This window comes from Sediminimonas sp. (assembly GCF_024637375.1).
Lineage (GTDB): Bacteria > Pseudomonadota > Alphaproteobacteria > Rhodobacterales > Rhodobacteraceae > Sediminimonas.
The window spans coordinates 1-18,936 of the sequence record NZ_JAGXFK010000021.1 but is presented as its reverse complement, the minus strand read 5'-3'; the positions used below and the strand labels follow the sequence as shown (position 1 = coordinate 18,936).

The window sequence follows — 18,936 nt, the reverse complement described above, 5'->3', positions numbered from 1 at the left end:
CCCTATTCTTCGCTGCAAAGCAGCATAAATGCCGTGGGCCGGGGCAAGCGGCATGCCATCGGGGCCGCCCCGGACACCAAAGGAGACGCACGATGCGCTACATGGCGACATACGATCTGATGGAATCCTTCCGCAATGCGAACCAATGGCTGGGTGCCTCCGCCTTGTCATTCGCATCCTACCCGTTTTTCAGCACCGTGCCAAACCCCGCATTCAGCTGGATGGCAGCCTGGGGCGAGGTGACCGAACGCACCTTTCAACGCATGGTGGCCAAGCCCGACTGGGGTATCCGGACCTTCACCTGCGCCGATGGCAAGGATCACCTGGTCAATATCGAGACGGTGGTCGAGAAACCCTTCGGCGACCTGATCCATTTCGCCGTACCGGGGCGCGAACCGATGCCGCGCAAGGTGCTTCTGGTGGCGCCGATGTCGGGCCACTATGCCACCCTGCTGCGCTCGACGGTAAAAAGCCTGCTGGTCGATTGCGAGGTCTACATCACCGATTGGCACAATGCCCGCGACATCCCGGTGAGCTGCGGCAAGTTCGATGTCGAGGATTACACGCTCTATCTGGTCGACTTCATGCGCGAGATGGGCCCCGACACCCACGTCATCGCGGTGTGTCAGCCGGCGCCCCTGGCGCTGGCGGCAACCGCCTACCTGGCCGAGATCGACCCCAAGGCGCAGCCGCGCAGCCTGACCCTGATCGGCGGTCCCATCGACCCCGACGCCAACCCCACCGAAGTGACAGATTTCGGCGCCCGCGTGACCATGGGCCAGCTCGAGGAACTCATGATCCAGCGCGTCGGCTTCACCTACAAGGGTGTCGGGCGCACGGTCTATCCGGGGCTGCTGCAACTGGCCTCGTTCATCGGCATGAACGGCGAACGCCACCAGAAGGCGTTTACCGAACAGATCAGCGCCGTCGCCCGCGGCGAGGCATCGGACCACGACGCGCACAACCGGTTCTACGACGAATACCTCGCGGTGATGGACATGACCGCCGAGTTCTACCTGTCGACCGTCGAACGTGTCTTCAAGGGCCGCGAGATCGCGCGCAACGCCTTTACCGTCCAGGGCCACCAGGTGGACATGGGCAAGATCACCGATGTCGCCGTGAAAACCGTCGAAGGTACCAACGACGACATCTCGGCACCGGGCCAGTGCATCGCCGCGCTGGATTTGTGCACCGGCCTGCCGGACGCGAAAAAAGCCAGCCACGTCGAACCTGGCGCCGGCCATTACGGCATCTTTGCCGGCAAGAGCTGGCGCAACAACATCCGGCCGCTGGTTCTGGAGTTCATCGACGCCAACAGCCCCGCCCCCAAGCCGAGCACCGCGAAGAAAGCCGCCAACACCAACGCCGCCTGAGGCGCGCGGCACCGGAACGCGCCCTCCCCTCACCGGGGGCCGGGGGGGGGAGTTTCAGCGTCGGCGCCACCATGCGCGCAGCCGACGCCAGAGCGGCGCGATGTCAAGCGCCGCCACCGCGACGCCCAAGGGAAACATCCAGAACCCGATCACCGGCAGGAAGCCGAACACGCCCCCCACCATCAGCACCAGCCCCGCCAGCAGTCGCAGCCCCGGCGGAATGCGCCGGCGCGCCCAGACCTGCGCACGCTGGCACCCGCGCCTGATCTTCACCCATCGGCGCGTCCCGCGGCTCATGGACGGCCCTCCGCCGCGCCCCCCGGAGCCGGCATTTCCAGCCAGTCGCGCAACGCGCTTGTCGTTGCCTCGGGCGCCTCGATCGTGGGCAGGTGGCCGGCGTCGTCGAGGATGTCGAGACGCGCATGCCCGATCAGCTCGGCCATGAAACGGTGGCGCTTGACCGGGGTCAGCGCGTCATGCGCGCCGCACAGCACCAGCGTCGGCACCTTGCAGCGGCGCAGCTCCGCCTGGTAGTCGCGGCGGCGCTGCAAGGCACGCGCCTGGCGCACGAACACCTCGGCGCCCAGGTCGGCCGCCATCTGCCGCACCAGCGCCAGCACCTGCATTCGCCCCGGTCCCGGCGCCAGCACCTCGGGGCGCACCATCTGCATGACCGCCTCGTCCACCCGGCCGGCGCGCGCGGCGATGATCGGCGGCTCGTAATGCGCGGCGCTTTGCGGCGTCTCGGCCAGCGCGTTGGTGTCCATCAGCGCCAGCCGCGTGATCCGATCCGGCGCGCGGCGCAGCAGTTCCATCGCCACGATGCCCCCCATCGACAGCCCGGCCAGCGCGAACCGCCCCGGCAGCACGTCGAGCAACCCCGAGGCGATTTCCTCGACCCGCTCGCCCTGCGTGATCGGCGCTACCGTGACCGCGTGATCGCGGCTCAGATCGGCGAGTTGCGGGGCGTAGAGCCGTGCGTCGCACATCATGCCCGGCAGGAAAACCACCGCTTCAGCCATCGCTTGCCCCTTTTCGCGTCGCCATCGACACAAGTGTGGCGCCTATGGTGCCCGGCGGCAAGGCGCCCGGTGCGCGACGCGGCGCTCAGGCCATGTCGGGCGGCTTGGCCTCGGTGCCCAGCTCGGTGGTAATCTCGTCCAGAGTGCGGGTCTGCGTCTGCTTCTCGCCCAGGCGACGGACGGTCACACTGCGGTCTTCGACCTCGCGCGCGCCGCAGGCCAGGATCACCGGCACCTTGGCCACCGAATGTTCGCGCACCTTGTAGTTGATCTTCTCGTTGCGCAGGTCGGTTTCGGCGCGCACGCCGCGGGCTTGCAACGCTGCGGCCACCTCGCGGCAATAGTCGTCGGCGTCCGACACGATCGAGGCCACCACCACCTGCCGCGGCGCCAGCCAGAACGGCAGCTTGCCGGCGTGGCTTTCGATCAGGATGCCGATGAATCGCTCGAAACTGCCCAGCACCGCGCGGTGCAGCATCACGGGGCGGTGCTTGTCGCCATCGGCGCCGATATAGCTGGCATCCAGCCGTTCGGGCAGGACGAAATCGACCTGAAGCGTGCCGCATTGCCAGTCGCGCCCGATGGCATCGGTCAGCACGAACTCCAGCTTGGGACCATAAAACGCGCCCTCGCCGGGGTTCTCGTCATAGGCGTAGCCGGCCGCCTCGGTCGCTTGCTTGAGGGCGGCCTCGGACTTGTCCCACACCTCGTCCGACCCGGCGCGGGTCTCGGGCCGGTCGGAAAACTTGACGGTGAACTTTTCAAACCCGAGATCGCTGTAGATGCGCGACAGAAAGTCGATGAAACGCTCGGTCTCTTGCGCGATCTGGTCCTCGGTGCAGAAGATGTGCGCATCGTCCTGGGTGAACCCGCGCACCCGCATGATGCCGTGCAGCGCGCCCGACGGCTCGTAGCGGTTGCACGATCCGAACTCGGCCATGCGCAGCGGCAGGTCGCGGTAGCTCTTGATCCCCTGGTTGAATATCTGAACGTGGCACGGGCAGTTCATCGGCTTGAGCGCGTTGATGGATTTCTCGCGCGCGTGCTCCTCATCGACCTCGACGATGAACATGTGGTCCTGGTATTTTTCCCAGTGGCCCGAGGCCTCCCACAGCTTGCGGTCCACCACCTGCGGGGTGTTGACCTCGACATAGCCGCCCTTGTTCTGCTGGCGGCGCATGTAATCCTGCAACGTGGTGTAGATGCTCCAGCCGTTCGGATGCCAGAATATCTGACCCGGGGCTTCCTCCTGCATGTGAAACAGGTCCATCTCGCGGCCCAGCTTGCGGTGGTCGCGCTTGGCGGCCTCTTCCAGCATCGTCAGATGCGCCTTGAGGTCATTGCGGTTGAGGAAGGCAACGCCGTAGATGCGTTGCAGCATCGCGCGGCTGGAATCGCCGCGCCAATAGGCGCCGGCGACGCTCATCAGCTTGAAGGCGTCGGCGGGCACCTGGCCGGTGTGCTGCAAATGCGGGCCGCGGCACAGGTCTTGCCAGGGGCCGTGCCAGTACATGCGCAGGGCCTGGTCCTCGGGGATCGCCTCGACCAGTTCCACCTTGTAGGGCTCACCGGTCGATTGGTAATGCGCGATGGCACGCTCGCGCGACCAGACCTCGGTGGTGACCGGGTCACGCGCGGCGATGATCTCGCGCATGCGCTTCTCGATGGCGCCCAGGTCCTCGGGGGTGAAGGGTTCCCTGCGATCGAAATCATAGTACCAGCCGTTTTCGATCACCGGGCCGATGGTCACCTGCACATCGGGCCACATTTCCTGCACCGCGCGGGCCATGATGTGGGCCAGGTCGTGGCGGACAAGCTCCAGCGCAGGGGCGCGGTCGGCCATGGTGTTGATGGCGATGGCCGCGTCGTGGTCGATGGGCCATTGCAGATCCCAGTGGCGGCCGTCGAGCTGCGCGCTGATCGCCTTCTTGCCCAGCGATCTGGAGATATCGGAGGCAACCTCGGCGGCGGTGACGCCGGCGGGGAAGGATCGTTGATTGCCATCGGGGAAGGTGAGAGAAACTTGTGCCATTGCGCTGGCTCCTCGTCGGTTTGGCGCCCACGGAACGCCCGGTTGCGGGTATGGTTCGCGCCCTTTTGGCCCCGCCGCCGCGGGGTGTCAAGCCATCCGCCGCAGCGATGGTGGGGCCGGGCCACCCCTTGCCCCCCGCGCGCCGGGCGGGCAGGATCGCCGCCGCAATACCGCGCACGGAGGAGGCACCGAATGCAAGAGCCACAATACCTGCAAACGCCGGCGGGCCGGCGCATCGCCCATCACCGCCTTGCCGGCACGGGGCCCGGTGTGGTGTTTCTGGGCGGGTTCAAATCCGACATGGAAGGCACCAAGGCGCTTTACCTTCAGGACTGGGCACAACGAAATGGCCGCGCCTTCCTGCGCTTTGACTACTCCGGGCATGGTCAATCCTCTGGCGCGTTCGAGGACGGCTGCATCGGCGACTGGGCGGCGGATGCCATCGCCGCCATCGACGCGCTGACCGAGGGTCCGCAGATACTGGTGGGCTCGTCCATGGGCGGCTGGATCGCGGCTCTGGTGGCGCGCGCGATGCCCGCGCGCGTCGCCGGCATGGTGGGCATCGCCGCCGCGCCCGATTTCACCGAAGACGGCATGTGGGCCGAATTCGATGCCGACCAGCGCGCGGCAATCACCGCTCAGGGGCGGCTGGAACAACCATCGGAGTATGACGACGCGCCCTATGTCATCACGCGGCGGCTGATCGAGGACGGGCGCGAAAACCTGGTGCTGCGCGCGCCGCTGGGCCTGCCGTTCCCGGTGCGGCTGTTGCAGGGCACGGCGGACGCCGACGTGCCCCGCGACGTGGCGCTGCGCCTGCTGGATCACGCCGACAGCCCGGATATCCACCTGACGCTGGTCAAGGGCGCCGATCATCGCTTTTCCACGCCCGACTGCCTGGCGCTGGTCGAACGCGCAATCGTCGCGGTCACCGAGAAGGCCGCCGGATGAGACGCGCGGATGCTGGTGACGCACCCGCGGCCCACACGCCCGGCTTTGCGCCCCGTCTCACGATCATCTCACCACAACTGAACATTTCGTGATGCCACGGCGACGTGATTGGCGCGTGACGCCTGCCGCTCGCTACGACTTTCCCATCGCACGACGCGATCCGACCTCGAAACGAATGGGAGAGACCGAAATGTCAAAACACATGACCACCCTCGCCGTCGCCGGCGCCTTCGCAACCGCGCTGGCCGCGCACGGCACAGATGCCCGGGCTCAGGCCAAGGAAAAATGCTTTGGCGTCGCGCTGGCGGGCCAGAACGACTGCGCCGCCGGCCCCGGCACCACCTGCGCGGGCACCTCGACCGTCGACTTTCAGGGCAACGCTTGGAAGATGGTCGACGCCGGCACCTGCCTTGAGATCGACCTGCCCGACATGGCCGACGGCAGCCCGCGCGAAGGCGCGCTGGAACCGCTCAAGCGCGACATCCCGTCCTGAGCGATCCGCACAACGCACAGGGCGGGAACGCCTCGGCCTGTGCGCCCTTCGGACAGACACCAAAAGGGCCGCGACATGCCTCATCCCCCTCATGACAGCCTGCCGCACGCCCCCGGCGTGGGCTACAAGCCGCAGCACTATGGCGACATCATCGCCGACCCCGCGCCCGTCGAATGGCTGGAGATCCACGCCGAGAACTACATGGGTGACGGCGGCCGGCCGCTGGCACAGCTCGAACACCTGGCGCGGCGCTTCGCGATCTCGGTACACGGCGTGGGGCTGAGCATCGGCGGCGAGGCGCCGCTCGACCGGGATCACCTGGCACGGCTGCGCCACCTTTGCGACTGGTTGCAACCGGCCAGCTTTTCGGAACACCTGGCCTGGTCCACGCACGAGGGCGCGTTCCTCAACGACCTGCTGCCCCTGCCCTATACCAACGCGACACTGGCGCGCGTCGCCGCCCATATCGACGATGTGCAGCAGACGCTGGGCCGGCAGATGCTGCTGGAAAACCCGTCCAGCTACCTGGCCTTCGACGAGTCCACCTGGGCCGAACCCGATTTCATGCACGAACTGGCCCTGCGCACCGGCTGCGGCCTGCTGTTGGACGTCAACAACGTGTTCGTCTCGGCCACCAACCTGGGCTACGAGCCGCGCGCCTATATCGACGCGTATCCCCTTGACCTGGTGGGTGAAATTCACGTTGGCGGCCATGACCAGGATCACGACGACCACGACGCGCCACTGCTGATCGACAGCCACGGCCGCGTGGTCGTCGAACCCGTCTGGGCGCTGCTCGACGACACCCTTGCGCGCGGTGGGCGACGCCCGGTGCTGGTCGAATGGGATACCGACGTGCCCGACTGGCCGGTTCTGGCCGCCGAGGCCCGGCGCGCCGCAACGGCACTGCAAAACGTACATTCGACGCCCCGATCCGTACCGGGTACAGACAGGGAAACCGCATGACCCCGCCGGACCAGGCCACCCTGCACCGCGCCATCACGACGCCGAACCTGGCGCCGCCGGGGGGGCTGTCCGATGGGCATGGTCGGCCCGCCGGGCGGCGTTTCTGGGTCTACCGCAACAACGTCGCGGTGTCGCTGCGCGAAGCGCTGCGCACCGGGTTTCCGGCCGTGGCCAGCCTGATCGGCGAGCAGAATTTCTCGACCGTCGCAAGGACATACGCGCAGGAAAACCCGCCGGATTCGCCGCTTCTGATGCTCTATGGTGCTGGCTTTCCCGCCTTCCTCGACGGGTTCGAGCCGCTGGCGCACATCCGCTACCTCGGCGATGTCGCGCGCCTCGAACACGCCATGCGCCGGGCCTATCACGCCGCCGACAGCGCCGCGATCTGTTCTGGAACATTGCGCGCCATCGCGCTGAAAACACTCATGGACTCGAGCGCGAACCTGGCCCCGGCGACAACGATTGTACGCTCGGTCTGGCCGGTTCACGCGATCCGGGCTTACGCGCTGGACCCAAGCAATCCGAAACCGGCGGCAACACCGCAGAACGTGTTGATCACCCGGCCGGATTTCGACCCTGTCGCCACCCCGCTGCCCGCTGGCGGCGCCGAGTTCGTGGAGGCGCTGGCGCGCGGCGCAACCTTTGCCGAGGCCCATGACCAGGCTGCCGCCACGGCGTCTGGGTTCGACCCCGCGTTCACGCTGGGGCTATTACTCGATGGCGCTGCCATCGCCTCACTCAACATGAAGAATGGCAATTACTGATATGCTTTTACGACATATTTTACTATTTCATGATCTTGACAAAAACGCGCTTGCGCTGCCGCTTCTTGCCCGCATCGTCTTTGCCGGCGTATTGCTTGCCTATTTCTGGGCGTCGGCGGTGACCAAGCTCGGCGACGGTGTCATGGGGATATTCTCGCCCTCAAGCGGCGCTTGCGCGCAAATATTTCCCGGCGCGATGGAAGCGGTGATGTACGATGCCTCGCAATTGTCGATCTTCCACCACTTCGTGGTTCTGGCAGGAACCTGGGCAGAATTCATCCTTCCTTTTCTGATCGTTATCGGGCTTTTCTCACGTCTGGCCGCGTTTGGCATGATGGGTTTCATCATCGTGCAGAGCCTGACCGATCTTTTCGGCCATGGTGGCATCGAACACGACGGAACACTGGGCGCCTGGTTTGACCGCGCCCCCGACAGCCTGATCATGGATCAGCGCGCGCTGTGGGTGTTCGTGCTGCTGACGATCGTGCTCAAGGGCGGCGGCGCGCTGTCGCTCGACCGACTGCTGTTCAGAAATGCGACTTAGGCTCGTCGGGTTTGCCGGCCCCGATGGCCAACAGGCCCGCCAGCCCGCAGAACCCCAGCGGAAACATGGTGAATACGTTGAACCCGAACGCGTAATACATGCCGCCCGTCGATATCAGCAGCAGGATACCGCCCCAAAGCGCGCGCACCTTGGCCATTGCCGCCCCGGCGATGGCCAGAAGCGGCGACAGGAAGCTCGCGGCGCGGATCACCTCGACATTGGCCACCTGCTCGGCCAGCCCCTCGATCTCGCCGAAACGATCTACCGCTTCGGTATACCCGTAGCTGAAAAACCCCACCAGCATGCCGACGATCCCGCCGATCACGCCCAGAACCAGTGCCGCGTTGCGCATGTCGTATCCTCCTGTTTCCCGCGCATAGGCCAGACGCGCCTGTCAGCCAAGCAATTTCTTGCGCACCTCCACCCCCCAGCCGAGATGCAGATCGCCATGGTCATCTTCGATCAGCGGCCGCTTCATCAGCGCCGGATGCTCTGAAAGCAATGCCGCCGGCTGTCGCGCGCGCTCTGCCTCGGACAGTCCGCGCCATGTGGTCGAGCGGCGATTCACCAGCGCGTCGCCGAACCGGGTGAGCGCCCGTTCCAGCAATCCGTGCGGCAGGCCATCCTTCCTGATATCGACGAAATCGTTATTCGGCAACGCCTTGCGCGCCTTTGTGCATGTGTCGCAAGTCATCAAGCCGTAGACCTTCATGCGCTTTCCCCGCTTCGCCGGCGCTGAAATCTGCGGCACCGCGACCGCAGGCACCGCGTTTCGCTTGATTTTTACAAAACCCGTGCAATCATTTTAACCGTGACATTTGGGTTCAGCCAGCCCGCGCTTGACCTGGCCGCGGCTCCTGTTCCCGAGCGTGACCGCCCCGGCGATGACTTGCGGGGGCGAACCGGCACGATCAGGGAGACGCGGGAAATGCCCGAAGGCACCGTGAAATGGTTCAACACCACCAAGGGCTATGGTTTCATCGCCCCCAACGACGGCGGCAAGGACGTGTTCGTTCACATCTCGGCCGTGGAACGGTCCGGCCTGACCGGGTTGGCCGACAACCAGAAGATCAGCTATGAATTGCAGGAGGGCCGCGACGGCCGCCAGATGGCCGGCGAGTTGTCGCTACTCTGAGCGCATTCTGCGTGGCGCGATGCGGCGCTCAACCGATGGCGCGCGCCACCATCACCCCGGCCCATGCCGAAACGCCGGTCAAGGCGGTGCCCCAGGCGAGGTCCACCGCGACCATGTGCCAGTGCCAATCGCGCAGCGTGGCATAATTGGTGAACTCGTAGGTGCCGTAAGCCATGGCGCCGAGAAGCGCGCCGCCGACAAGCGCCTTGAGCGGTGCCCCCTGCGCCAACGCCGGCAGCGACACGAAATGCACCAGCCCGGCGATGTAGAACAGGTAGAACAATACCGCCGGCGCAAGGCGGAAACGGTCCAGCAACTGATCCGCGAGGTAGCGTTCGAACAGTGGGCTCATCACGGTCTTGAGCACCACGGCGTCAAGCGCGAGAAACACCACCGCGGTGGCAACATAGACGACAACGATCTGCATCTGGCACGACCTTCTGGCAGGGGCGGAGTGTAGGTATTACGCGCCCGCCCCGCGCCCGGATCAGTGCCGCGACGACAACTTGCCGAATTCGTGATCGAGATGGGCGCGCATCTTCTTGGCCGCGCCCTTGATCGCGGCGACGACATCGGCGCCGTCATGGTGCACCGTGTGCGGTTGAAGCCCCTCGGGCCGCGCTTCGAGCGTGCAGCGGATGTCGTCGGGGCCACCCTTGCCGGCATTGGTGTCCTTCAGGTGCAACTCCACCCGGGTCAGCCGCTTGACCAGCGGCCCGAGCGTATCGGTGACCGTCTGCTCGGCCACTTCCGCGACCCGCTCGTCGCCACCGATGTTGTGATCGGTATTCAGTTGGAACTGCATCCGCGTTCTCCGTTCTTGTTCGTACCCGGGTGTTGATCGTCACGCCGACTTAGGCATATCGCGCGCGAGGCACAAGCCCCACGAGGCCCTGGGCGCCCAAGGGTCAAAGCGCCGTCCAGCCGCCATCGACGCTGATCGTGGTGCCGGTGATCTGCGTCGCCGCATCCGAGCACAGGAACACCGCCGTGCCGCCGATCTGTTCCACGGTGGCAAATTCTCGCGACGGCTGGCGCTCCAGCATCACCTGCTCGATCACGTCCTCGCGGCTCATCTGATACTTTTCCATCGTGTCGGGTATCTGCGCCTCGACCAGCGGCGTCAGCACATAGCCCGGGCAGATCGCGTTCACGGTGATCGGCTCCTGCGCGGTTTCCAGCGCGGCGGTCTTGGTCAGCCCCACCACCCCGTGCTTGGCCGTGACGTAGGCCGACTTGTAGGGCGATGCGGTCAGGCCGTGCGCACTGGCGATGTTGACCACCCGTCCCCAGCCGGCGGCGCGCATCATCGGCAGCGCGGCGGCGGTGGTGTGGAAAGCCGAACTCATGTTGATGGCCACGATCGCATCCCACTTGTCGGTCGGGAAATCCTCGATGGGCGCGACGTGCTGGATGCCGGCATTGTTGACCAGGATGTCGCAGCGGCCGGCCTGTTCGATCAGGGCGCGGCACTCGGCCCCGCGCGACATGTCGGCGCGGATGTAACGCGCGCTGACACCGAACTCGGCCGCGATACCGTCGGCCAGGGCGTGATCCTCCGAATTGTCGGTAAAGGAATTGAGCACCACGTCCGCGCCTGCGCGCGCCAGCTCCCGCGCGACGCCCAGCCCGATGCCGGAATTCGACCCGGTGACGATGGCGGTTTTTCCCTTGAGTGACATTGCCTGACCTCCGTGTTGCTGTCGCCGCGACAGTAGCGACAGTTTGCCGGGAAGCAAACGCGGCACGGCCAAAGGCGTGATCGGGGCATGGAGCGAATGCTGCCACCCGGCCAAAAAAAACGCCCGCACAAAAAAAAACGCCCGCACAAGGCGGGCGTCCAGTTATTGAGGCAGGTTTCATACAGGCAAGAAACCTATCGAGCAGTGCCCTCTTTATAAGCAATTCACCGCCTCGTTCCAAGCTAAAAGTTTGAAAATCCATGAAAGCGCGGCTAGTGTGGGGACCATAAAAACAAGGCCAGAGCAGGATTGTTGCCAAAATGATAGCGGATTATTTCCGACCCTTGCGCCGGGCCGCGGCCGGATTCGCGCTTGTTTTTCTGGCCTTCGCGGCCCACGCCGAGCCGCGGCATGCCATTGCCATGTATGGCACGCCTGCTCTGCCACCAGATTTTGTGTCCCTGCCCTATGCCAACCCCAACGCCCCCGGGGGCGGGCGTGTGGTGATGGGCAATACGGGGGGATTCGATTCGCTCAACCCGTTCGTCCTCAAGGGGACGGCCCCGTGGCAATTGCGATTCCTGGGATACGAATCACTTATGGCGCGCAATTGGGATGAGCCGTTCTCGTTATACGGGCTTCTGGCCGAATCGGTCGAAACCGGGCCCGACCGCGGATGGGTCGAGTTCACCCTGCGCCCCGAGGCACGTTTCTCGGACGGAAGCCCCGTCACCGTCGCAGATGTGATCTGGTCCTACCATGTGCTGGGCAGCGAGGGGCACCCGCGTTACCTCGGCCTGGCGCAAAAGATCAAGCACATCGAGCAGACCGGCCCGCGCAGCCTGCGCATCACCTTCAACACCGCCGACCGCGAACTGGCGCTGCTCGCCGGACTGCGCCCGATCCTCAAGAAGGCGCAATGGGAAGGTCGCGATTTCACCGACGCCGGGCTGCACGACATCCCCCTGGGCACCGGGGCCTATGTCGTGGCCGACTACGAACAGGGCCGCCACGTCACCCTGCGCCGCAACCCCGACTACTGGGGGCGGGATTTGCCGGTGCGGCGCGGCATGCACAACCTCGACGAGTTCCGCATCGAGTTCTTTGCCGACGACTCGGTGATGTTCGAGGCGTTCAAGTCCGGGCTGCTGACTGCCTACCGCGAAGGCAACGCCGCGAAATGGGCCCGCGACTACGACTTTCCCGCCGTGCGCCGGGGCGATATCGTCAAGTCCGAGATCGCGCATGAACGCCCCTCGGGAATCACGGGCTACGCGATGAACACCCGCAACCCGCTTTTTTCCGACTGGCGCGTGCGCGAGGCGATGCTGCTGGCCTTCAACTTCGACTACATCAACGGCACCCTCACCGGCGGGCGGCAAGCGCGGATCACCTCCTATTTCTCGAACTCGGCGCTGGCGATGCGCCCCGGCCCCTCGCAAGGCAAGGTGCGTGCGCTGCTGGCGCCTTTCGCCGATAGCCTGCCCCCCGGCGCCATCGAGGGCTACAGCCTGCCCGAAGGCAACGACACGAAACGCAACCGCCAGAACCTGCGGCGGGCGGCCAAGCTATTGCGCGAGGCGGGCTGGCGCGTGCAGGAAGGCCGGCTGGTCGATGCACAGGGTCGACCATTTGCCTTCGACGTGCTGCTGCGCCAGGGCGACACCGCCGCCCATGCGGTGTGGGAAATCTACCGCCGCGCGTTGGCCCGCCTGGGGATCGAGGCCACGATCACCAAGGTCGACAACGCCCAGTTCAACCAGCGCGAAACCGAACTGGATTTCGACATGATCCCGATCCGGCGCAGCCTGTCGCTGTCGCCGGGCAACGAGCAACGCCTCTACTGGGGCTCGCAAGGCGCGCAGCGGCCGGGCACGCGCAACCTGATGGGGGTCCAATCGGCCGCGATCGACGCCATGATCGGCCGCCTGGTGAATGCCCGCACGCGCGACAACTTCATCGCCGCCGCGCGGGCGCTGGACCGGGCGCTGACCGCGGGGCGCTACGTGATCCCGATCTGGACCTCTACGGTGGATCGGATCGCGCATGTGAAAGAGCTGAAATACCCGAAAAATACCCCGATCTACGGGGACAGGATCGGGTGGATGCCCGATGTCTGGTGGTACGAGGAGAGCAGCAAATGAAACCGGAAAGATCGCTGAGGGGCGCCGTGGCGCTGGTCATGCTTGGCCTGCTGACAGGGTGCGCGACGGTCGATGGCATGGGGCAGGATATATCGGGCGGCGCCCGCTGGGTGCAGAGCTGGTTCTAGGCATCGCCGGCCCTCGATGCGCCGGGGCGGGCGGCTTGCGTCTGCGCCTCGCGGCGCTTAGCAAGGCCCGATGAAAGTGATTTTCGACCAGGGTCCCGATGCCCCCTGCCCGACGCCCTTCAACATGGCCGCGCATGTTCTGGCGCGGGCCGAGGCCACGCCCGACAAGGTGGCGCTGTCGATCCTGTCGCCCGATGGCAGCAGTGACTGGAGCTACGGCGCGCTAATGGATGCCGTTCTGGGCACTGGCGCGGGGTTGCTCCGTGCCGGGCTCACCCCCGGCGACGTGGTGCTGATGCGGCTTGGCAACACGGTGGATTTCCCGCTGGCCTATCTTGGCGCCATCGCCGTGGGGCTGGTGCCGGCCCCCACGGCGGCGCAACTGACCGCGCACGAGGTGGCCAAGATGGTGGGCAACCTGTCGCCCGCCGCCATCCTGCGCGACCCGCGCGTGCCCTGCCCCGATGACACCGGTCTGCCGGTGATCGACACCGACGCGCTGGCCGACATGCGTGCCCTGCCACCGGCCGCGTTCGATATCGGCGATCCCGAGCGGCTGGCCTATATCATTCACACCTCGGGCACCGCGGGCGTGCCGCGTGCCGTCGCCCACGCGCACCGCGCGATCTGGGCGCGCCGGATGATGCATGACGGCTGGTACGGGCTGCGCGACAGCGACCGACTCATGCATGCGGGCGCGTTCAACTGGACCTACACGCTGGGCACCGGGCTGATGGACCCGTGGACGCGGGGCGCCACCGCGCTGATCCCGGCCGAGGGCGTGCCGCCCGACGCCCTGCCCGATCTGATGCGCCGCCACGACGCCACGATATTCGCCGCCGCGCCCGGCGTTTACCGCAAGGTGCTGGCAGCGCACAGCCGCATGGACCTGCCGGCGCTGCGCCATGGCCTGGCCGCCGGCGAAAAGCTGTCGGACACCATCCGCGCCGACTGGCACGCGGCCACCGGCAGCACCATCTACGAGGCCTACGGGATGTCGGAATGCTCGACCTTCATCTCCGGCAGCCCGTCGGAACCCGCGCATCCCGGCACGCTGGGGCGCCCGCAAAACGGGCGCCGGGTGGCCATCGTCGACCCTGACGGCACGCCCCAAAGCCTGGACGCGGAAGGCACCATCGCCATATCGCGCCGCGACCCGGGGCTGATGCTGGGCTACCTGGGCGCGCCCGAGGATACCGCGGCACGAATGCGCGGCGAATGGTTCCTGACCGGCGATCAGGGCGCGATGGATGCCGACGGCCACATCGCCTACCTGGGCCGTGCCGACGACATGATGAACGCGGGCGGCTTTCGCGTCTCGCCGCTGGAGGTCGAGGCCGCGCTGCAACCCCATCCGGGGGTCGAGCAGGTCGGCGTCACCGATATCGAGGTCAAGCCCGACGTGCGCATCATCGCCGCCTTCTACACCGGGCCGGCCCCCCTCGATGACGCCACGCTGGATGCCTTTGCGTCCGGGCGACTGGCGCGCTACAAGCAGCCGCGCGCCTATGTCCACCTCGACGCGCTGCCCACCGGCGCCAACGGCAAGCTGCTGCGCCGCGCACTGCGCGATCTGTTCCCCCACGCCACCGGAGGAGACCGCTAATGGTCAAGCTCGACATCATGTCCGACCCGATCTGCCCCTGGTGCTACATCGGCAAGGCCCATCTCGACCGGGCGCTTGCCGACCGGCCCGATCACCCGTTCGAGATCGAATGGCACCCGTTCCAGCTCAACCCCGACATGCCCGCGGAAGGCATGGACCGGCGCGACTACCTGGAAACCAAGTTCGGCGGCAAGGAACAGGCGGCGCAGGTCTATGCCCGCATCGACGCCGCCGCGCGCGAGGCCGGGCTCGAGATCGACTTTGGTGCCATCGCGCGCACGCCCAACACGCTGGACGCGCACCGGCTGATCCACTGGGCCGGGATCGAAGGGCGGCAACCGGCAGTGGTGTCTGCGCTGTTCGCGGCCTATTTCCACCACGGGCGCGACATCGGCGCGCACGAGGTGCTGGCCGACATCGCAGATGGCATCGGCATGGATGCCTCGGTGGTGGCGCGGCTGCTGCAAAGCGACGCCGACCGCGACACCATCGCTGCGCGCGACAAGGCCGCGCACGAAATGGGCGTATCGTCGGTGCCCACCTTCATCGTCGCGGGACAGCACGCCGTGCCGGGCGCGCAACCGCCCGAGACGTGGCTCAAGGTCATCGACGAGATCCGCAGCAAAGAGGTCTGACAACCAAGCAAAGGACATCTTGCCATGGCCAGGGAAGGCATCGCGATCATCTTCGCATTGCTCGCGGCGATCGTCGCCGGCGGCACGGTTTTCTTTCACATCGTGGAAGGATGGGGCTGGCTGGATGCCTATTTCTTCACCGTGGTCACCATCTCGACCGTGGGCTACGGCAACCTGGTGCCGGCCACCGCAGCCGGCAAGATCGCCACGACGGCGCTGATCTTCCTCGGGCTTGGCGTCTTCGGGGCGGCGATACGGCAGCTAACCCAGTTGACCTACGCAAGTCGCCTGGCGCAGCGCCGCAAGGCACGCAAGGAAGTTGACCAGACAGAGGCAGAATCCGCGCCCCCCGGCTCCGATGGTGACGCACGGCCGCCGGGGCGCGGGGCATGACAACGCCCGCCCGCGCGCCCGCCGCCACCACGCGCGCCCCCCTGGCGCTGCCGGAATTCATCGCCCTGATGGCGATGCTTTTCGCCACGGTCGCCTTTTCGATCGACTCGATGCTGCCGGCATTGCCGACGATCGGCGTCGAGCTGAGCCCAGCCGCGCCCAACCGCGCGCAACTGATCGTCACCACCTTCGTGCTGGGCCTTGGCGCGGGGACGTTCTTCACCGGGCCGCTGTCGGATGCCTACGGGCGCAAGCCCGTTCTGCTGGCGGGATCGGCGCTGTATATCGCCGGGGCGGCGCTGGCCTATGCAGCACCCAGCCTGGAGTTGCTGCTGGCGGCGCGCGCGATCCAGGGCATCGGCGCCGCCGGGCCGCGCATCGTGGGCATGGCGATCATCCGCGATCTGCATTCGGGCCGGCCGATGGCGCGCATCATGTCGCTGGTGATGATGGTGTTCACCATCGTTCCGGCGCTGGCGCCGCTTGGTGGCGCAGCGGTGATCGCGGTGGCGGGCTGGCGGGCGATCTTTGCCTCGTTCGTGGTGTTTGCCCTGGTCTCGGGTCTGTGGCTGGCGCTGCGCCAGCCCGAGTCGCTGCCCCGCGCGCGGCGCCGTCCGATCCGGCTGCGCGCCATCCGCGGCGCGCTGGTCGAGATGCTGACCCACCCGACGGTGAAGCTGTCGGTGCTGGCGCAGGTGTTCTGCTATAGCACGCTCTTCACCACCATCAGCCTTGTGCAGCCCGTGTTCGACAGGGTCTTCGACCGCGCCGCCAGCTTTCCGCTGTGGTTCGGCGCCATGGCCGTCGTCGCGGCGTCGGCCAGTTTCCTCAACGCCACGCTGGTGATACGGCTGGGCATGCGCCGCCTGGCGACCGCCGCACTGGCGGTGCAGACGACGCTGTCGGTGGCGATGTCGCTGGCCTGGCTGGCCGGGCTGTCGGGCGACGCGCTGTTCTATGCCTTTCTGTTCTGGCTGATGACGGTGTTTTTCCAGATCGGGCTGACGCTGGGCAACCTCAATGCCATCGCGATGGAGCCGATGGGCCACATCGCCGGCATGGCGGCCAGCGTGATCGGCTCGATCTCGACCTTCGCCGGGGCCCTGCTGGCGATTCCGGTGGGGCTGCTTTTCAACGGCACGCCACTGCCGCTGACCCTGGGCGCCGGCGGGTACTCGGCGCTGGCGCTGATCGTGATGCTGTGGATGCGCCGCGCCGAGAACCGCGTGACACCCTGAGCCTGCGGCTCCGGGTGGGTCTTTTTGCGGTATACAACCGCATACCATCTTTGCACACCGGCCCGTTTGCGATAAGAGGCAGGCAAGCGAGCGATTCAAGGCATCAACAAAGGAGCCGACACATGGACAAGATCAAGGTGGACAACCCCGTCGTCGAACTCGACGGCGACGAAATGACCCGGATCATCTGGGATTTCATCAAGAAAAAGCTGATCCTGCCCTACCTGGACGTCGACCTGCTCTACTACGACCTCGGCATCGAGGAACGCGACCGCACCGACGACCAGATCACCGTGGACGCCGCCGAGAAGATCAAGGAAGTCGGCGTCGGCGTCAAATGCGCCACCATCACCCCCGACGAACAGCGCGTCGAGGAATTCGGCCTCAAGAAGATGTGGCGCAGCCCCAACGGCACCATCCGCAACATCCTGGGCGGTGTGGTGTTCCGCGCGCCGATCATCTGCCAGAACGTGCCGCGCCTGGTGCCCGGCTGGACCAAGCCCATCGTGATCGGCCGCCACGCCTTCGGCGACCAATACCGCGCCACCGACATGAAATTCCCCGGCCCCGGCAAGCTGAGCATGAAGTTCGTCGGCGAGGATGGTGAGGTGATCGAGAAAGAGGTCTACGACGCCCCCTCGGCGGGTGTCTACATGGGCATGTACAACCTCGACCAGTCGATCTACGACTTTGCCCGCGCGTCGCTGAACTACGGCCTCGACATGGGCTGGCCGGTCTACCTGTCGACCAAGAACACGATCATGAAGGTCTATGACGGCCGCTTCAAGGACATCTTCCAGGAGGTCTACGAAAACGAGTTCAAGGAAGAGTTCGACAAGCTGGGCATCACCTACGAACACCGCCTGATCGACGACATGGTTGCCAGCGCGATGAAGTGGTCGGGCGGCTATGTCTGGGCGTGCAAGAACTACGACGGCGACGTGCAATCCGATACCGTGGCGCAGGGCTTCGGCTCGCTGGGGCTGATGACCTCGCAACTGATGACCCCCGATGGCAAGATCATGGAGGCCGAAGCCGCCCACGGCACCGTCACCCGCCACTATCGCCAGCACCAGAAGGGCGAGGAGACCTCGACCAACTCGATCGCGTCGATCTTCGCCTGGACGGGCGGGCTCAAGCACCGCGCCAAGCTCGACGGTAACGACAAGCTCAGGATTTTCGCCGAAACGCTGGAGCGCGTGGTCGTCGAAACCGTCGAGTCCGGGCACATGACCAAGGATCTTGCGCTGCTCGTCGGGCCCGACCAGAAATGGCTCACCACCATGGGATTCCTGGAAAAGGTCGATCAGAACCTCAACAAGGCGCTGGATATCTGACGGCGCACTGTGCCACCAACGATACGCAACGGGGGCCGCAACGGCCCCCGTTCGCGTTTGCGCGCCTGTCACCGAACCGACATTCCGCCGTCACGCCGGATTCACACGCAGCACCTATCCGCGATCAGCGCCGCGGCCCGCGCCACGCGTGACGACCGCCTGCGCGTCGTCTGATCCGCACCGCCCTGCCCCATTCGCTGCTGGAATCGCGCGGCGAATGGGGTAAAACGCCGCCATGGCAGATCAGGCAGACTCGCAGAAGCATCACCGCCGCCACGGCCCGCTGGCCGATATCCAGGGGCTGTTGTTCGGCACCGCGATGACCGCCACGGCGGTGACAATCCTGACGCATCTGGGCCTGGTGACGGGCCAGACAGCGGGGCTGGCGGTGCTGCTGTCCTACGTCACCGGCTACGGGTTCGGGCCGGTGTTTTTCGTCATCAACCTGCCGTTCTACTGGCTGGCGCTGCGGCGGATGGGGCTGGCCTTCACG

The 18,936-nt window shown here is 66.1% G+C and carries 23 protein-coding genes; 15 read left to right on the top strand and 8 right to left on the bottom strand.

Features of this window, described 5'->3' with window-relative positions; translation table 11 throughout:
- Positions 1-92 precede the first annotated feature (92 nt).
- Positions 93-1,373: a polyhydroxyalkanoate depolymerase gene (gene phaZ / locus Q0L89_RS02850; RefSeq protein WP_296762383.1), complete on the top strand. Its 1,281-nt coding sequence runs from the start codon at positions 93-95 to the stop codon at positions 1,371-1,373.
- A 54-nt stretch (positions 1,374-1,427) separates the two neighbouring features.
- On the opposite strand, the gene Q0L89_RS02845 is transcribed toward phaZ, so the two are convergent.
- From Q0L89_RS02845 to thrS, 3 genes are all read right to left on the bottom strand, one after another.
- The gene (locus Q0L89_RS02845; RefSeq protein ID WP_296762381.1) at positions 1,428-1,670 is read right to left on the bottom strand and encodes a hypothetical protein; all 243 of its coding nucleotides are present in this window, start codon (positions 1,668-1,670) and stop codon (positions 1,428-1,430) included.
- Complete coding sequence (locus tag Q0L89_RS02840) at positions 1,667-2,395, bottom strand: alpha/beta fold hydrolase (protein WP_296762379.1); 729 nt, start codon at positions 2,393-2,395, stop codon at positions 1,667-1,669. The genes Q0L89_RS02845 and Q0L89_RS02840 overlap by 4 nt, the downstream gene beginning before the upstream one ends.
- Positions 2,396-2,480: 85 nt before the next feature.
- The gene (gene thrS, locus Q0L89_RS02835) at positions 2,481-4,427 is read right to left on the bottom strand and encodes a threonine--tRNA ligase (protein WP_296762377.1); all 1,947 of its coding nucleotides are present in this window, start codon (positions 4,425-4,427) and stop codon (positions 2,481-2,483) included.
- 192 nt (positions 4,428-4,619) lie between these two features.
- Between thrS and Q0L89_RS02830 the strand changes: the two genes are divergently transcribed.
- The 5 genes from Q0L89_RS02830 to Q0L89_RS02810 all read left to right on the top strand — a co-directional run bounded on the left by Q0L89_RS02830 (position 4,620) and on the right by Q0L89_RS02810 (position 8,145).
- Entirely contained in the window at positions 4,620-5,378 is a 759-nt protein-coding gene (locus Q0L89_RS02830) for an alpha/beta hydrolase (protein WP_296762376.1), read from the top strand.
- Positions 5,379-5,568: 190 nt separating this feature from the next.
- On the top strand, positions 5,569-5,871 hold the full coding sequence (locus tag Q0L89_RS02825) for a DUF2282 domain-containing protein (RefSeq protein WP_296762482.1): 303 nt from the start codon (positions 5,569-5,571) through the stop codon (positions 5,869-5,871).
- A gap of 75 nt (positions 5,872-5,946) precedes the next feature.
- On the top strand, positions 5,947-6,837 hold the full coding sequence (locus tag Q0L89_RS02820) for a DUF692 domain-containing protein (RefSeq protein WP_296762374.1): 891 nt from the start codon (positions 5,947-5,949) through the stop codon (positions 6,835-6,837).
- Positions 6,834-7,601, top strand: coding sequence for a DNA-binding domain-containing protein (locus Q0L89_RS02815; RefSeq protein WP_296762373.1), 768 nt, complete (start codon positions 6,834-6,836; stop codon positions 7,599-7,601). The genes Q0L89_RS02820 and Q0L89_RS02815 overlap by 4 nt, the downstream gene beginning before the upstream one ends.
- A 1-nt stretch (position 7,602) precedes the next feature.
- Positions 7,603-8,145, top strand: a complete 543-nt coding sequence (locus Q0L89_RS02810; protein ID WP_296762480.1) for a DoxX family protein — start codon at positions 7,603-7,605, stop codon at positions 8,143-8,145.
- On the opposite strand, the gene Q0L89_RS02805 is transcribed toward Q0L89_RS02810, so the two are convergent.
- Both Q0L89_RS02805 and Q0L89_RS02800 read right to left on the bottom strand, forming a co-directional pair.
- Positions 8,129-8,497: a hypothetical protein gene (locus Q0L89_RS02805; protein ID WP_296762372.1), complete on the bottom strand. Its 369-nt coding sequence runs from the start codon at positions 8,495-8,497 to the stop codon at positions 8,129-8,131. The genes Q0L89_RS02810 and Q0L89_RS02805 overlap by 17 nt on opposite strands.
- 42 nt (positions 8,498-8,539) lie before the next feature.
- Entirely contained in the window at positions 8,540-8,857 is a 318-nt protein-coding gene (locus Q0L89_RS02800; protein ID WP_296762479.1) for an ArsC/Spx/MgsR family protein, read from the bottom strand.
- Positions 8,858-9,073: 216 nt separating this feature from the next.
- Here Q0L89_RS02800 and Q0L89_RS02795 point away from each other — a divergent pair, with 216 nt between their 5' ends.
- A complete protein-coding gene (locus Q0L89_RS02795) occupies positions 9,074-9,280 on the top strand; it encodes a cold-shock protein (RefSeq protein WP_296762478.1) in 207 nt (68 codons plus the stop codon).
- A 28-nt stretch (positions 9,281-9,308) separates the two neighbouring features.
- Here the strand turns inward: Q0L89_RS02795 and Q0L89_RS02790 are convergent, their stop codons facing one another.
- The 3 genes from Q0L89_RS02790 to Q0L89_RS02780 all read right to left on the bottom strand — a co-directional run bounded on the left by Q0L89_RS02790 (position 9,309) and on the right by Q0L89_RS02780 (position 10,962).
- Positions 9,309-9,707 (bottom strand): DUF2177 family protein, encoded by a 399-nt coding sequence (locus tag Q0L89_RS02790; RefSeq protein ID WP_296762371.1) that lies wholly within the window; start codon positions 9,705-9,707, stop codon positions 9,309-9,311.
- Positions 9,708-9,767: 60 nt separating this feature from the next.
- Complete coding sequence (locus Q0L89_RS02785; protein WP_296762369.1) at positions 9,768-10,085, bottom strand: HPF/RaiA family ribosome-associated protein; 318 nt, start codon at positions 10,083-10,085, stop codon at positions 9,768-9,770.
- Positions 10,086-10,188: 103 nt separating this feature from the next.
- Positions 10,189-10,962, bottom strand: a complete 774-nt coding sequence (locus Q0L89_RS02780) for a 3-hydroxybutyrate dehydrogenase (protein WP_296762367.1) — start codon at positions 10,960-10,962, stop codon at positions 10,189-10,191.
- A 320-nt stretch (positions 10,963-11,282) separates the two neighbouring features.
- Between Q0L89_RS02780 and Q0L89_RS02775 the strand changes: the two genes are divergently transcribed.
- The 8 genes from Q0L89_RS02775 to Q0L89_RS02740 all read left to right on the top strand — a co-directional run.
- Positions 11,283-13,106, top strand: a complete 1,824-nt coding sequence (locus tag Q0L89_RS02775; protein ID WP_296762366.1) for an extracellular solute-binding protein — start codon at positions 11,283-11,285, stop codon at positions 13,104-13,106.
- Positions 13,103-13,234: an entericidin EcnA/B family protein gene (locus Q0L89_RS02770; RefSeq protein ID WP_296762364.1), complete on the top strand. Its 132-nt coding sequence runs from the start codon at positions 13,103-13,105 to the stop codon at positions 13,232-13,234. The genes Q0L89_RS02775 and Q0L89_RS02770 overlap by 4 nt, the downstream gene beginning before the upstream one ends.
- 70 nt (positions 13,235-13,304) lie before the next feature.
- Positions 13,305-14,840 (top strand): class I adenylate-forming enzyme family protein, encoded by a 1,536-nt coding sequence (locus tag Q0L89_RS02765; protein WP_296762362.1) that lies wholly within the window; start codon positions 13,305-13,307, stop codon positions 14,838-14,840.
- Positions 14,840-15,475, top strand: a complete 636-nt coding sequence (locus tag Q0L89_RS02760; protein WP_296762360.1) for a DsbA family oxidoreductase — start codon at positions 14,840-14,842, stop codon at positions 15,473-15,475. Before Q0L89_RS02765 ends, Q0L89_RS02760 begins: the two co-directional genes overlap by 1 nt.
- Before the next feature lie 24 nt (positions 15,476-15,499).
- Positions 15,500-15,868 carry a potassium channel family protein gene (locus tag Q0L89_RS02755; RefSeq protein WP_296762359.1) on the top strand — a complete coding sequence of 123 codons (369 nt, stop codon included), beginning with the start codon at positions 15,500-15,502 and terminating at the stop codon, positions 15,866-15,868.
- Positions 15,865-17,106 (top strand): MFS transporter, encoded by a 1,242-nt coding sequence (locus Q0L89_RS02750; protein WP_296762357.1) that lies wholly within the window; start codon positions 15,865-15,867, stop codon positions 17,104-17,106. Before Q0L89_RS02755 ends, Q0L89_RS02750 begins: the two co-directional genes overlap by 4 nt.
- A gap of 122 nt (positions 17,107-17,228) precedes the next feature.
- Positions 17,229-18,443 carry an NADP-dependent isocitrate dehydrogenase gene (locus tag Q0L89_RS02745; RefSeq protein ID WP_296762355.1) on the top strand — a complete coding sequence of 405 codons (1,215 nt, stop codon included), beginning with the start codon at positions 17,229-17,231 and terminating at the stop codon, positions 18,441-18,443.
- A gap of 235 nt (positions 18,444-18,678) precedes the next feature.
- Positions 18,679-18,936, top strand: a 258-nt coding sequence (locus tag Q0L89_RS02740; protein WP_296762353.1) for a YitT family protein, incomplete at its 3' end; no start/stop codon positions are given.